We start from the raw sequence: 13666 nt of genomic DNA on the forward strand, positions 1-13666 counted from the left end.
GTGAACCCGCTCCCACAGGATCTGCGCCACACCCGAGGCCAGCGCTGTACCTGTGGGAGCGGGTTTACCCGCGAATAGGCCGCCAAGCCTTGCGCAATTTCATCAATGCCTCGGCAATCTCTCCCTCCGGCACCGCCGCAAACCCCAGCACTAAGCCTGCCCTTTTATCCACAGGCACCTCACTGTCCGCCAGCCAGAAATTGCTAAGCGGCGTGACCTCCACGCCCACCGCTTCAGCCTTGGCCACCAGTTCCTGCTCCCGCGCAAAGTTATCCACATCGACTTTCACATGCAGCCCGGCCGCCACTTCCGGCATGCCGCCCAACCCCGGGATATCCATAGGCCAGCCGGCCTTGAGCGCATTGCGCCGGCTCAACGCCGCTTTGCGCATGCGCCGGATATGCCGCTGGAAATGCCCCCGGGCAATGAACTCGGCCATCACGCACTGGCTACTGACCTCCGAATGCCGCACCGCCAGCGCCCTGCCCTGGCTGAACGCCTGCGCCAGTTGCGGCGGCAGTACCAGGTAGCCCAGGCGCAACGCCGGAAAGGCGATCTTGCCGAAGGTACCGACGTACAGCACCCGCCCGTGACGGTCCAGCGCCGCGAGCGGGGCCAAGGGCGCACCGCTGTAACGGTACTCGCCGTCGTAGTCGTCTTCGATGATCCAGCCATCGCTGCGCTCGGCCCAAGCCAGCAATTCCAGGCGTCGCGCCAGGCTCATGGTCACCCCGGTCGGGTACTGGTGGGCCGGCGTGACATAGGCCAGCCGGCAATCCGCCAACTGCCCGAGCTGGCGACAGTCCATACCGTCCTCGTCCACCGGCATGCCATGCAACCTGCCACCGGCCAGCGCAAAGGCATGCCCAGCAGCGCGGTAACCCGGGTTTTCCACAGCCACGCCCTCGCCTGGCTGCAACAGCAACTGTGCACAAAGGCTGATGGCCTGCTGCGCACCACTGGTGATCACAATTTGTTCAGCCGTACAACTCAGCCCACGCGAGCGCCGCAGGTAGGCCGCGATCAGTTCGCGCAACGAAGGCTCACCCGCCGGGTCACCATAACCCAGTTGCGCAGGAGCCGGGTTGCGCCAGAAACCCGCCTGCAGCTTGGCCCAGACGTCAAACGGGAACAGGTCGAACGCCGGAATACCGACGCGAAAAGCACGCGGTGCACCGCTTCTTGGTGGTGACAAATGGTAATTTTTCAGTCGCTGAAGCGGCTCGCTGGAGCGCCGTTTGCTGGATAAAACCTCAGTATTTTCCGAGGAATATGTGGATAAGTCTGTTGATAAACCCCGGGATAACCCTGTGGATATTTGTGTGGATAGTTTTGACGTGGTGAGCTTCGGTAGCTGGCTGACATAGGTGCCGTCACCAACCCGGCTTTCGATGTAACCCTCGGCATACAGCTGGTCATAGGCCCGCACTACGCTGTTGCGTGACAGCGTCAGCATGGCAGCCAAGTCACGGGTGGCTGGCAGCCGCGTGCCACTGCTCAGGCGCCCGTCCAGTACTCGCGCACGTAGCGCCTGGTACAGCTGCTGGCTGAGCCCGCGGCGGCGATCGAGAACGATCCCGGCAGGGTCGAAAGGCAATACGAGGGGACGCTCGCTCATGGCATTGGACCTATAAAAATAGCTCTAAATGGCTCTTACATAGAACCAATAGCCTGCCTAGGATGGGGCCATTGCACAAGGAAACCGAGCATGTACAACAGCAAACCCCATCAGGAACTCGACCTCGGGCGCCTGCACCAGCACATGCTCGACACCCGCCTGGCCATTCTGGTCAGCCAGGGCGAACACGGCCTGCTGGCCACGCACCTGCCGGTGCTGGTCGATATCGCCGAAGGCAAATACGGCACCGTCTATGCCCACCTCGCACGGGCCAATTGTCAGTGGCAGGACCTGGCGCAAGGTACCGAGGCCCTGCTGGTGTTCCCCGGCGCCGATGCCTATGTCAGCCCTGGTTACTACCCGAGCAAGGCCGACAACCCAAAGGTGGTGCCAACCTGGAACTACCTGGCCGTGCACGCCTATGGACAGGCCGAAGTGATCCACGACGCCGAGCCACTGCTGGCGATTGTCAGCCGCCTGACCGACCGCCACGAACAAGGCCGCAGCGAAGCGTGGAAAGTCACCGACGCCCCGCATGACTACCTCGACGGCATGCTCCGCGCCATTGTCGGCATCCGCCTCCCCATCACCCGCCTGCAAGGCGCGCGCAAGCTCAGCCAGAACCGCTCCGAGCAAGACATTGCCGGCGTGCGCGAAGGCCTGAGCGCCAGCCCCGATTACCTGGATAACCAACTCGCGGCGCACATGCGCCAACTCTGAAGGAATAGCCCATGTCCAGCGTCACCCTGCGTCCTGTAACCGCCCAAGACCACGCTGCCTGGCTTGCCCTGTGGCAGGCCTACTTGCACTTCTATGAATCCGAATTGGCCGAAGAGGTCAGCCTCAGCACCTGGCAACGTCTGCTCGACCCGAACGAACCGACCCATTCGGCCCTGGCCTGGGTCGATGGCAAGGCGGTGGGAATGGTCAATTTCATCTACCATCGTTCCAACTGGAGCATCGAGAACGCCTGCTACCTGCAGGACCTGTACGTGGACCGCGCGCAACGCGGCCTGGGCATCGGCCGCCAGCTGATCGAGCACGTCTACGCCAAAGCCAAGGCCGACAACTGCATCAAGGTGTACTGGGTGACCCACGAGACCAACGCCACCGCCATCAGCCTGTACCAGCAGGTTGCCGAGCGCTCGGGCTTCATCCAGTTCCGCAAAGAGTTTTAAGCCGAACATGACCGACGCACTGAACTGGAAACCCGCCACAGCCCCTCAGGCAGAGCCCATCGACGGCCGCTTCATCCGCCTGGAAAAGCTCGACCCGGCGCGCCATGGCGACGACCTCTGGGAGGCGCTGCAAGGCCCGGCTGCCGACCCGGCGCTGTGGGACTACTTGCCCTACGGCCCGTTCGCTGAACGTGGCGCCTTCGCCCGTTGGCTGGAAGGCAACGCCGCCGGCCGCGACCCGCTGTTCTACACCGTGATCGACCGCTCCAGCGGCCAGGCCCAGGGCATCCTCAGCCTGATGTCAATCGTGCCCGACCACGGCCGCATCGAAATCGGCCACGTCGCCTTCGGCGCCGCCATGCAGCGCACGCCCAAGGGTACCGAGGCGGTGTACCTGCTGGGCAAGCTGGCCTTCGAACTGGGCAACCGCCGGCTGGAGTGGAAGTGCAACAACGCCAACGCCCGCTCCAAGCGGGCGGCGGAGCGGTTTGGCTTTGTATTCGAGGGGGTGTTCCGCAAGCACTTGGTGGTGAAGGACCACAACCGGGATACGGCGTGGTATTCGATTACCGATGATGAGTGGCCGGCGGTGGCAGCGGGGTTTGAGCGGTGGTTGAGCGATACCAACCAACAACCTGGAGGTCAGGTAGAAACCCTTGAGGCGTGCCGCAAAGGTTAAAAGTTGTGTTGGATCCGCCGGACTCTTCGCGGGTAAACCCGCCCCCACAGGTACAACACTGGCCTCAGGCTTGTGGGGGGCCTGTAGGAGCAGCCTTGAAGGCGGTACCGGCCAGGTGGGAGCGGGTTTACCCGCGAAGAGGCCGACAGATTCAACGCAAAAAAAGGGGAGCATCCGCTCCCCAGAGGTTAACCGCTTGTAGATGAGGGCTTATCTCAGCCTTCGATCTCGATCAGGATCTCACCCGGCGTCACACGGTCGCCCTTGGCCACGTGGATGGCCACGACCTTGCCAGCGATTGCCGCCTGCACTTCGGTCTCCATCTTCATGGCTTCGGTGATCAGCACGGCCTGGCCGACCTTGACCATGTCGCCTTCCTTGACCAGCACATCGACGATGTTGCCTGGCATGGTGGTGCTGACGTGGCCCGGGGCACTAGCCTGCTTGCGCTTGCTGCCGCCGCCGCCGACGAATTCGTTGAGCGGCTCGAACACCACTTCTTCCGGCATGCCGTCAATCGACAGGTAGAAGTGGCGCTTGCCTTCAGCCTTCACGCCCACGCCGGTGATGTCGACGCGGTAGGTTTCGCCGTGCACGTCGATGACGAACTCGGTCGGTACACCTTCGCCGCTATGGGACGCCACTGCGCCGGCTTCAGGAATTGGCAACAGGACTTCAGGGGTCAGAGTGCCGGCTTCGCGTTCTTCGAGGAATTTGCGGCCAATGTCCGGGAACATGGCGAAGGTCAGCACGTCTTCTTCGCAACGGGCCAGGGAGCCGATGTCGGCACGCAGCTTGGCCATTTCCGGCTTCAGCAGGTCGGCCGGGCGCACGTCGATCACTTCTTCACTGCCGATCGCCTGGCGGCGCAGTTGCTCGTTGACCACGCCCGGGGCCTTGCCATAACCGCCCTGCAGGTACAGCTTCACCTCATTGGTGATGGTCTTGTAGCGCTCGCCGGCCAGCACGTTGAAGAACGCCTGGGTGCCGACGATCTGCGAGGTCGGGGTCACCAGCGGCGGGAAGCCAAGATCTTCACGCACACGCGGGATCTCTGCCAGCACTTCGTTCATGCGGTTGAGAGCGCCCTGCTCCTTGAGCTGGTTGGCCAGATTGGAAATCATGCCGCCCGGTACCTGGTTGACCTGCACGCGAGTGTCCACGGCGGTGAACTCGCTTTCAAACTGGTGGTACTTCTTGCGTACTGCGTAGAAGTACAGGCCGATTTCCTGCAGCAGCTCCAGGTCCAGGCCGGTGTCGAATTCGCTGCCCTTGAGGGCGGCAACCATCGACTCGGTACCCGGGTGGCTAGTGCCCCAGGCGAAGCTGGAGATAGCGGTGTCGATATGGTCGGCACCGTTTTCCACCGCCTTCAGCTGGCACATGGCGGCCAGCCCGGCAGTGTCGTGGGAGTGGATGAACACCGGCAGCGACTGCTCGGCCTTCAGCGCCTTGACCAGTTCGCCGGTGGCGTACGGGGTCAGCAGGCCAGCCATGTCCTTGATCGCCACCGAGTCGCAACCCATGGCTTCCATCTGCTTGGCCTGGTTCACGAAGGCTTCGATGGTGTGCACCGGGCTGGTGGTGTAGGCAATGGTGCCCTGGGCGTGCTTGCCGGCAGCCTTGACCGCTTCGATGGCAACACGCAGGTTACGCACGTCGTTCATGGCGTCGAAGATGCGGAACACGTCGATGCCGTTGACCGCAGCCTTGGCGACGAAGGCCTTGACCACGTCGTCGCTGTAGTGGCGGTAGCCCAGCAGGTTCTGGCCGCGCAGCAGCATTTGCAGGCGGGTGTTGGGCAGCGCCGCGCGCAGCTTGCGCAGACGCTCCCACGGATCTTCCTTGAGGAAGCGCACGCAGGCGTCGAAGGTGGCGCCACCCCACACTTCCAGCGACCAGTAGCCGACCTTGTCGAGCTTGTCGCAGATCGGCAGCATGTCTTCGGTACGCATGCGGGTGGCCAGCAGGGACTGGTGGGCGTCGCGCAGGATCGTGTCGGTTACGTGAATTTTCTTGGACATTATGGGGTTCCTCACAGGCCTGCGTGGGCGGCGATGGCGGCGGCGATGGCCAGGGCCAGCTCTTCGGGTTTGCGCTTGATCGAGTAGTTAGTCAGTTCCGGGTGGCTTTCGACGAAGCTGGTATTGAACTGGCCGCTACGGAATTCCGGGTTGCGCAGGATTTCCTGGTAGTACGCGGCGGTGGTCTTCACCCCTTGCACGCGCATGTCGTCCAGGGCCCGCAGGCCGCGGTCCATGGCTTCTTCCCAGGTCAACGCCCACACCACCAGTTTCAGGCACATGGAGTCGTAGAACGGCGGAATGGTATAGCCGGTGTAGATCGCCGTATCGGTACGAACGCCCGGGCCGCCGGGGGCGTAGTAACGGGTGATCTTGCCGAAGCTGGGCAGGAAGTTGTTCTTCGGGTCTTCGGCGTTGATGCGGAACTGCAACGCGTAACCGCGGTGCTGGATGTCTTCCTGCTTGACCGACAGCGGCAGGCCCGAAGCAATGCGGATCTGCTCACGGACGATGTCGATGCCAGTGATTTCCTCGGTGATGGTGTGTTCCACCTGCACCCGGGTGTTCATTTCCATGAAGTACACCTCGCCATCGGCGAGCAGGAACTCCACGGTACCGGCATTCTCGTAGTTCACCGCCTTGGCCGCACGCACCGCCAGGTCGCCGATGTAGGCGCGCTGCTCGGGGGTGAGCTGGGGGCTCGGGGCGATTTCGATGAGCTTCTGGTTGCGGCGCTGGATCGAGCAGTCGCGCTCGAACAGGTGCACCACGTTGCCAAAGCTGTCACCGAGGATCTGCGCCTCGATGTGCTTGGGGTTGACGATGCACTTTTCCAGGAACACTTCCGCAGAACCAAAGGCCTTGGTAGCCTCGGAGATGACGCGGGGGAAGTTCTGTTCCAGTTCTTCGCGGCTGTTGCACCGGCGAATACCACGGCCACCACCACCTGAGGTGGCTTTGAGCATGACCGGGTAGCCGATGCGGTCACCTTCGCTCAGGGCTTCGTGAATATCGGCAACGTTGCCTTCGGTGCCCGGGGTTACCGGCACACCGGCAGCGATCATGGTGCGGCGCGCTTCGGTCTTGTCGCCCATGCGGCGAATGACATCGGCGGCCGGGCCGATGAACTTGACCCCGCGCTCGGCGCAGATCTCTGCCAGCTCAGCGTTTTCCGACAGGAAACCATAGCCAGGGTGCAGGGCATCACAGCCGGTTTCCACAGCCAGGTTCACCAGCTTGCGCGGGTTCAGGTAACCGGCCAGCGGCTCGGCACCAATGCTGTGGGCTTCGTCGGCGCGCTTGACGTGCAATGCGTGTCGGTCGGCGTCGGAATAGATCGCCACCGAGCGAATGCCCATCTCGGCGCAGGCGCGCACGATACGAACTGCGATTTCACCTCGGTTGGCGATCAGGATTTTTTTTATCACTGGAGTCTTCCCAAAGCCGTAGGAACAGTCGAGCCGGTTCTACCGGTCGGCGCGTGACCAGACGTTGCTGGCCAGTCGCACATTCACCCTAGCGCTGTAGGTCGATAAACAAAAATCAATATTTGTTAGAGGCTGTATTAGCAAAAGCTTATAGTTCGGTAACAAGGTATTGCCGAAGGGCGGAGAAAAATGCGTAAGTCCTTGATGCGTATGACTTTGCGTCAATTGCAGATCTTCAACGAAGTGTGCGATTTGCGCTCGTACAGCCGTGCGGCAGAAGAGATGGCGCTGACGCAACCCGCCGTTAGTCTACAGATCCGCCAGCTTGAGGAACTGATCGGCCAGCCGCTGTTCGAGTACGTGGGCAAGAAGCTCTACCTGACCGAAGCTGCCGAAGCCCTGCAACGCGCCAGCCGCGATATCTTCGGGCGCCTGGAGAGCCTGGACATGCAACTGTCGGACATGCAGGGCTCATTGCAGGGGCAGCTGAAACTGGCAATCGAGTCCAGTGCCAAGTACTTCGTGCCACACCTGTTCGCTGCCTTCAAGCAGCGTCACCCGGAGGTCAACCTGACCCTGACGGTGGTCAATCGCGCCCAGGCCATCCGCCGCTTGTCGGACAATCGCGACGACCTGATCATCATGTCCATGGTGCCGCAGGACATGGGTCTGGATTTTCTGCCATTCCTCAACAACCCGATCGTCGCGGTGGCACCGCCCGAGCACCCGCTGTGCAAGCTGGAGCAGCTGCGCCTGCAGGACCTGGAGCCTCATACCCTGCTGGTCCGCGAACAAGGTTCAGGCACGCGCAAGGCTTGCGAGGAATACTTCAAGGACAAGCGCGTGCACTTCACCCAGACCCTGGAGGTGGCCTCGGCCGACGCCCAGCGCGAATGCGTGATCGCCGGTCTGGGCATTGCCATGTTGACCCGCCATGCAGTCAACCTGGAGCTGGCCACCGGTGTGCTGAGGGAACTGCCCGTGGAGGAACTGCCGCTGTACCGCAGCTGGTGCGTGGTGCAGTCCAAGGCCAAACGGCAGTCGCCAGTGGCCTTGGCCTTCCTGGCGTTCATCCGCAGCGAACGGGCGTTGATCAGTGCGCTGGTTGAGCGTTTTTCAGGGAAGTTGCCGCCGACGCCTGCCAGACCGTGAGCTCTTGCAACTCAGGGTAGTCTGCCAGGTCGCGGAGCAGTTGACGTTGGTCGCAATAGCTCTCGATCGCGCGGCGGTATTCCATGCGGCGCTGATCCTTTTCCTGCTGCTTGCGAGCCTTGGCGCTGGGTTGGTATGTACCGTCGAAGTCACGAGCCATTGCCTGTCTCCCTGATAGGATGCGGGGAGTTTCAGACTGGCTTGAGTGGTTTACGGTTTGGCTGTGGAATGGTGACAAAACAGTGAATTTTTGCTGCCTGCACCGGCCTCTTCGCGGGCTTGCCCGCGAAGAGGCCGGTGCAGGAGTTCAGTCGTCGGTAGCCTTGATCGACTTGGGCGACAAGCGCAGGCTGCGCAAGCTGCGCTTCACGCTCTTCAGGTGGTTGACCAGGCTCGGCCCGCGCGCCATGGCCACGCCCATGGCCAGCACATCGATCACCACCAGGTGGGCGATACGCGAAGTCAACGGAGTGTAGATTTCGGTGTCTTCATGCACGTCGATCGCCAGGTTGACCGTAGATAATTCTGCCAGCGGTGTCTGGCTTGGGCACAGGGTAATCAGGTTGGCACCGCTCTCACGGACCAGGTTGGCGGTGATCAGCAGGTCCTTGGAGCGGCCCGACTGGGAAATGCACACTGCCACATCGCCCGGCTTCAGGGTCACCGCCGACATCGCCTGCATGTGCGGGTCGGAATAGGCTGCCGCGCTGAGCAGCAAGCGGAAGAACTTGTGCTGGGCATCGGCCGCCACCGCACCGGAAGCACCAAAGCCATAGAACTCAACACGCTGCGCCTGGGCCATGGCGGTCACCGCCTGCTGCAGCGCCTGCGGGTCGAGGTGTTCACGCACTTCCATCAGGGTGTGCAGGGTGGTGTCGAAGATCTTCAGACTGTAGTCGGCGACCGAGTCATCTTCATGAATGGCGAACTGACCGAAACTGGCCCCCGCGGCCAGGCTCTGCGCCAGCTTCAGCTTCAGATCCTGAAAACCCGAGCACCCGATCGCGCGGCAGAAACGCACGATGGTCGGTTCGCTGATACCCACGCTGTGCGCCAGGTCGGCCATGGAGCTATGCATGACGGCAGCCGGGTCAAGTAGCACATGGTCGGCCACTTTCAGTTCCGATTTGCGCAGCAGGTGGCGCGATTGGGCGATATGTTGCAACAGATTCACAGGCTGGACTCGGTTATGATCGGCTGGCCGGGTTGTAGCTTTCTTGTAGTTATACTACATGGACGCCAACCCGCCCAGTTAAACGAACGTGGAGAGTGGTGGTTTGACTATTCCTTGCGACATTCTGGTCTTCGGCGGCACCGGCGATCTGGCCCTGCACAAATTGCTTCCGGCGCTCTACCACCTGTTTCGCGAGGCCCGTCTTGACCCTGCCGTACGGATCATCGCGCTGGCACGACGCAACTTGCCACGTAACGATTATCTCAAACTCGCCGAACGCCATTGCCGGGCACAGATCGCCCGCAACGACTTCGAGGAAGAGGTCTGGCAGCGGTTTTCCGCACGGATCGACTACTTCGCCATGGATGCTTCGCAAAGCGCCGACTTCGGCCGCCTGGCGCGCTACCTGGGCGAGCCCGGCGGCTTGACGCGAATCTTCTACCTGGCCACCGCCCCCAACCTGTTCGTGCCGATTGCCAGGCACCTGCATAACGCCGGCCTGGCCGACGCCGAAGCGCGCATCGTGCTGGAAAAGCCGATCGGCCACTCGCTGGAATCGGCTACCGCCATCAACGAAGCGATTGGCGCAGTGCTGGAGGAAAACCAGGTATTCCGCATCGACCACTACCTGGGCAAGGAAACCGTGCAGAACCTGATGGCCCTGCGCTTTGCCAACGCCCTGCTGGAGCCGGTGTGGCGCAACAACCAGGTCGACCACGTGCAGATCAGCGTTTGCGAGACCCTGGGGGTAGAGAACCGCGGCGCCTACTACGACCGCGCCGGGGCGACCCGCGACATGCTGCAGAACCACCTGCTACAGCTGCTATGCCTGGTGGCCATGGAGCCCCCCGCACAGTTCGAGGCCGAAGCGGTACGTGACGAAAAAGTGAAGATCCTGCGCGCCCTCAAGCCCATCACTGGCCAGGACGTACAGGACAAGACGGTACGCGGCCAGTATGGCGCCGGGCGCATCGGCGGCCAGGAAGTGCCGGCCTATTACTTCGAAAAGGACGTCGACAACGACAGCGACACCGAAACCTTCATCGCCATCGAGGCGCACATCGACAATTGGCGCTGGGCCGGTGTGCCCTTCTACCTGCGCACCGGCAAGCGCATGGCACGGCGCTCATCGCAGATCGTCATCCAGTTCAAGCCGGTGCCCCACGAGCTGTTCAATGGTGGCCAGGTCAACCAGCTGCTGATCCAGCTGCAACCGGACGAACGCATCAGCCTGCGCATGATGACCAAGAGCCCGGGCAAGGGCATGCGCCTGGAACCCGTGGACCTGGACCTGAACCTGGCCCAGGTGTTCAGCCAGACGCGCCGCTGGGAGGCCTACGAGCGGCTGCTGCTGGATGTGCTGGAAGGCGACTCGACGCTGTTCATGCGCCGCGATGAAGTGGAAGCGGCCTGGGCCTGGATCGACCCGATCATCAAGGGCTGTGAAGAGCACTTCCAGGCGCCGCGACCGTACCCGGCAGGCAGCAACGGGCCGGAGCAAGCCAACAGCCTGCTGGCCAGGCATGGCAGGCACTGGCATAGCTGAAGCACTGCCCTGCTCCTGTAGCAGGTGAAAGGGCAGAAAGTAGCCCCTGCGCGCTGGCGCTACTTTCAACCCGAGACAGGAGCAGACAATGGCTACTATCACCAACCTCGTTGCAATCAATGACATCGCCAACGGCAAGCAGGTTTTCAGGGTTCACGGCACCGTTACGGTCGGCTGCCCGGCCATCGAACCGGTGCTGGTCGAACCCAAGGTGCGCCACAAGGGCGGCTGGGAAGTGCTGGAGCTTCAACTGCTCGATAGCGGCGCAATCACCCCGCAAGTGGTGACGGAAAAAACCGTGGTTTTCGAACGTGCAGGCGGCACGCCCTGGAAAACCGTGGAAATCATTCATGGCGACGGTTCGCAGCGCTGCGAAATACGCAACATAGAGACGATCGACTGAACCACTGACGGCCAGGTCGCCCGAGCGGCGACCTGGCACCTGCCATCGGCTCGATGAACGGGCATGCGGCAGGTGAATATTCATACAGTAGAAGTTTGCCCCATTTCCTGCCGGGCCCTAGAATGGCCCGATGCACACAGACGACCTCTCCCTCCTGCTGAATTCCCTCAACGATGCCCAACGCCAGGCCGTAGCGGCCACGCTCGGGCGTCAACTGGTGCTTGCTGGCGCCGGTTCCGGTAAAACCCGCGTGCTGGTGCACCGCATTGCCTGGCTGATCCAGGTGGAGCAGGCATCGCCGCACTCGATCCTGTCGGTGACCTTCACCAACAAGGCCGCGGCAGAAATGCGCCAGCGGATCGAGCAACTGCTGGGCATCAACCCAGCGGGCATGTGGGTTGGCACCTTCCACGGCCTGGCCCATCGCCTGCTGCGGGCCCACTGGCAGGAAGCCCGGCTGGTGCAGAACTTCCAGATCCTCGACAGCGACGACCAGCAGCGCCTGATCAAGCGGGTGATGCGCGAGCTGGGCCTGGACGAGCAGAAATGGCCGGCACGCCAGGCCCAGTGGTTCATCAACGGGCAGAAGGACGAAGGCCTGCGCCCGCAGCATATCCAGGCCGGGGGCGACCTGTTCCTGTCGACCATGCGCGACGTGTATACCGCGTACGAGCAGGCCTGCGAACGCGCCGGGGTCATCGACTTCTCCGAGCTGCTGCTGCGCGCCCTGGACCTGTGGCGCGACCACCCGGGCCTGCTGGAGCACTATCAGCGGCGCTTCCGCCACGTGCTGGTGGACGAGTTCCAGGATACCAACGCCGTGCAGTACGCCTGGCTGCGCCTGCTGGCGCGCGGCGGTGACAGCCTGATGGCGGTGGGCGATGACGACCAGTCGATCTACGGCTGGCGCGGCGCCAAGATCGAGAACATTCACCAGTACACTGCCGACTTCCCCGACGCCGAAATGATCCGCCTGGAGCAGAACTACCGCTCCACCGGCGGCATCCTCAAGGCGGCCAACGCGCTGATCGCCAACAACAGCGGGCGCCTGGGCAAGGAGCTGTGGACCGACATGGGCGAAGGCGAACCGCTGACCCTGTATGCGGCCTACAACGAGCACGACGAAGCGCGTTACGTGGTGGAAACCATCGAGAGCCTGGTCAAGCAGGGCAATGCGCGCAACGAGATCGCCATCCTGTACCGCTCCAACGCCCAGTCGCGGGTGCTGGAAGAAGCCCTGCTGCGCGAGCGCATCCCCTACCGCATCTACGGTGGCCAGCGCTTCTTCGAACGCGCCGAAATCAAGAACGCCATGGCTTACCTGCGGCTGATCGAAGGTCGTGGCAACGATGCCGCCCTGGAGCGGGTGATCAACGTGCCGCCACGTGGCATCGGCGAGAAAACTGTCGAAGCCATCCGCGAGCACGCCCGCCACAGCCAGCTGTCGATGTGGGAGGCCATGTGCCAGCTGCTGGCCGCCAAAGCCCTGAAAGGCCGCGCCGCCAGTGCCCTGGGTGCGTTCATCGAGCTGATCGAGGGGTTGGCAGCCAGGGTCGTGGACATGCCACTGCATACCATGACCCAGACCACCATCGAGCAGTCCGGGCTGATCATCTATCACCAGGAAGAAAAGGGTGAAAAGGGCCAGGCACGGGTAGAAAACCTTGAGGAACTGGTCAGCGCAGCGCGCAACTTCGAGTCCACCGACGAAGATGCCGATCTCTCGCCACTCTCGGCGTTCCTCGGCCACGCCTCGCTCGAGGCAGGCGATGCCCAGGCCGACGAGCATGAAGACAGCGTCCAGCTGATGACCTTGCACAGCGCCAAGGGCCTGGAGTTCCCGTATGTGTTCCTGGTGGGCATGGAAGAAGGCCTGTTCCCGCACAAGATGAGCCTGGAAGAGCCCGGCCGCCTGGAGGAGGAACGCCGCCTGGCTTATGTGGGCATCACCCGCGCCATGCGCCAGCTGGTCATGACCTACGCCGAAACGCGTCGCCTGTATGGCAGCGAAACTTACAACAAAGTGTCACGTTTCGTACGCGAAATTCCGGCGGGCCTGATTCAGGAGGTGCGCCTGTCCAACAGCGTCAGCCGCCCGTTCGGCGGGACCAAGACGGCCACGAACAGCAACCTGTTCGCCAATGCCAGCATTCCGCAGACTGCGTTCAACCTGGGCCAGCGTGTGCAACATGCGGTGTTCGGCGAAGGTGTGATCCTCAACTTCGAGGGCTCAGGCGCCCAGGCGCGGGTGCAGGTGAATTTTGCCGAAGGCAGCAAGTGGCTGATGCTGGGGTATGCCAAGCTCGAGGCCATCTAAAAACCTGCGCAGGCCGCTCCTAGAAGGGCCGGTCGTGCCAGGTTTGTAACATTCAGGCAAAAGCTCGAAACATTATGTCGCTGGTCATGTGCCCGGGAACCTGTGCACCATGACGCGCGTGCAATCCACAACAGGGGATATCCCACTT

General features: G+C 62.4%; 12 protein-coding genes. 7 read left to right on the forward strand and 5 right to left on the reverse strand.

The window, feature by feature from the left end:
- Positions 1 to 64: 64 nt before the first annotated feature.
- On the reverse strand, positions 65 to 1618 hold the full coding sequence (locus tag CAY82_RS09320; protein WP_087500946.1) for a PLP-dependent aminotransferase family protein: 1554 nt from the start codon (positions 1616 to 1618) through the stop codon (positions 65 to 67).
- A gap of 90 nt (positions 1619 to 1708) precedes the next feature.
- Between CAY82_RS09320 and CAY82_RS09325 the strand changes: the two genes are divergently transcribed.
- From CAY82_RS09325 to CAY82_RS09335, 3 genes are read left to right on the forward strand one after another with little or no spacing between them, the layout of a single operon-like run.
- On the forward strand, positions 1709 to 2338 hold the full coding sequence (locus CAY82_RS09325; protein ID WP_087500947.1) for an FMN-binding negative transcriptional regulator: 630 nt from the start codon (positions 1709 to 1711) through the stop codon (positions 2336 to 2338).
- An 11-nt stretch (positions 2339 to 2349) separates the two neighbouring features.
- Positions 2350 to 2796, forward strand: coding sequence for a GNAT family N-acetyltransferase (locus tag CAY82_RS09330; protein ID WP_087500948.1), 447 nt, complete (start codon positions 2350 to 2352; stop codon positions 2794 to 2796).
- Positions 2797 to 2803: 7 nt separating this feature from the next.
- Entirely contained in the window at positions 2804 to 3475 is a 672-nt protein-coding gene (locus CAY82_RS09335) for a GNAT family N-acetyltransferase (RefSeq protein ID WP_087500949.1), read from the forward strand.
- A gap of 215 nt (positions 3476 to 3690) precedes the next feature.
- Here the strand turns inward: CAY82_RS09335 and oadA are convergent, their stop codons facing one another.
- Both oadA and CAY82_RS09345 read right to left on the reverse strand, forming a co-directional pair.
- Positions 3691 to 5499, reverse strand: coding sequence for a sodium-extruding oxaloacetate decarboxylase subunit alpha (gene oadA, locus CAY82_RS09340; RefSeq protein ID WP_087500950.1), 1809 nt, complete (start codon positions 5497 to 5499; stop codon positions 3691 to 3693).
- An 11-nt stretch (positions 5500 to 5510) separates the two neighbouring features.
- Positions 5511 to 6926, reverse strand: a complete 1416-nt coding sequence (locus tag CAY82_RS09345; RefSeq protein ID WP_087500951.1) for an acetyl-CoA carboxylase biotin carboxylase subunit — start codon at positions 6924 to 6926, stop codon at positions 5511 to 5513.
- A 189-nt stretch (positions 6927 to 7115) separates the two neighbouring features.
- Here CAY82_RS09345 and CAY82_RS09350 point away from each other — a divergent pair, with 189 nt between their 5' ends.
- Positions 7116 to 8078 (forward strand): LysR family transcriptional regulator, encoded by a 963-nt coding sequence (locus CAY82_RS09350; protein WP_087500952.1) that lies wholly within the window; start codon positions 7116 to 7118, stop codon positions 8076 to 8078.
- On the opposite strand, the gene CAY82_RS09355 is transcribed toward CAY82_RS09350, so the two are convergent.
- Positions 8020 to 8238, reverse strand: a complete 219-nt coding sequence (locus CAY82_RS09355; RefSeq protein ID WP_087500953.1) for a PA3496 family putative envelope integrity protein — start codon at positions 8236 to 8238, stop codon at positions 8020 to 8022. The two genes, CAY82_RS09350 and CAY82_RS09355, sit on opposite strands and share 59 nt — an antisense overlap.
- A 147-nt stretch (positions 8239 to 8385) precedes the next feature.
- Entirely contained in the window at positions 8386 to 9252 is an 867-nt protein-coding gene (gene hexR / locus CAY82_RS09360; RefSeq protein ID WP_011536461.1) for a transcriptional regulator HexR, read from the reverse strand.
- Between the two features lie 103 nt (positions 9253 to 9355).
- Between hexR and zwf the strand changes: the two genes are divergently transcribed.
- From zwf to uvrD, 3 genes are all read left to right on the forward strand, one after another.
- Positions 9356 to 10798: a glucose-6-phosphate dehydrogenase gene (gene zwf / locus CAY82_RS09365; protein WP_087500954.1), complete on the forward strand. Its 1443-nt coding sequence runs from the start codon at positions 9356 to 9358 to the stop codon at positions 10796 to 10798.
- 88 nt (positions 10799 to 10886) lie between these two features.
- Positions 10887 to 11201, forward strand: coding sequence for a hypothetical protein (locus CAY82_RS09370; RefSeq protein ID WP_087500955.1), 315 nt, complete (start codon positions 10887 to 10889; stop codon positions 11199 to 11201).
- 130 nt (positions 11202 to 11331) lie between these two features.
- On the forward strand, positions 11332 to 13518 hold the full coding sequence (gene uvrD, locus CAY82_RS09375) for a DNA helicase II (protein WP_087500956.1): 2187 nt from the start codon (positions 11332 to 11334) through the stop codon (positions 13516 to 13518).
- Positions 13519 to 13666 lie beyond the last annotated feature (148 nt).

This window comes from Pseudomonas sp. SID14000 (genome assembly GCF_002165135.1).
In the GTDB taxonomy this organism is placed as follows: domain Bacteria; phylum Pseudomonadota; class Gammaproteobacteria; order Pseudomonadales; family Pseudomonadaceae; genus Aquipseudomonas.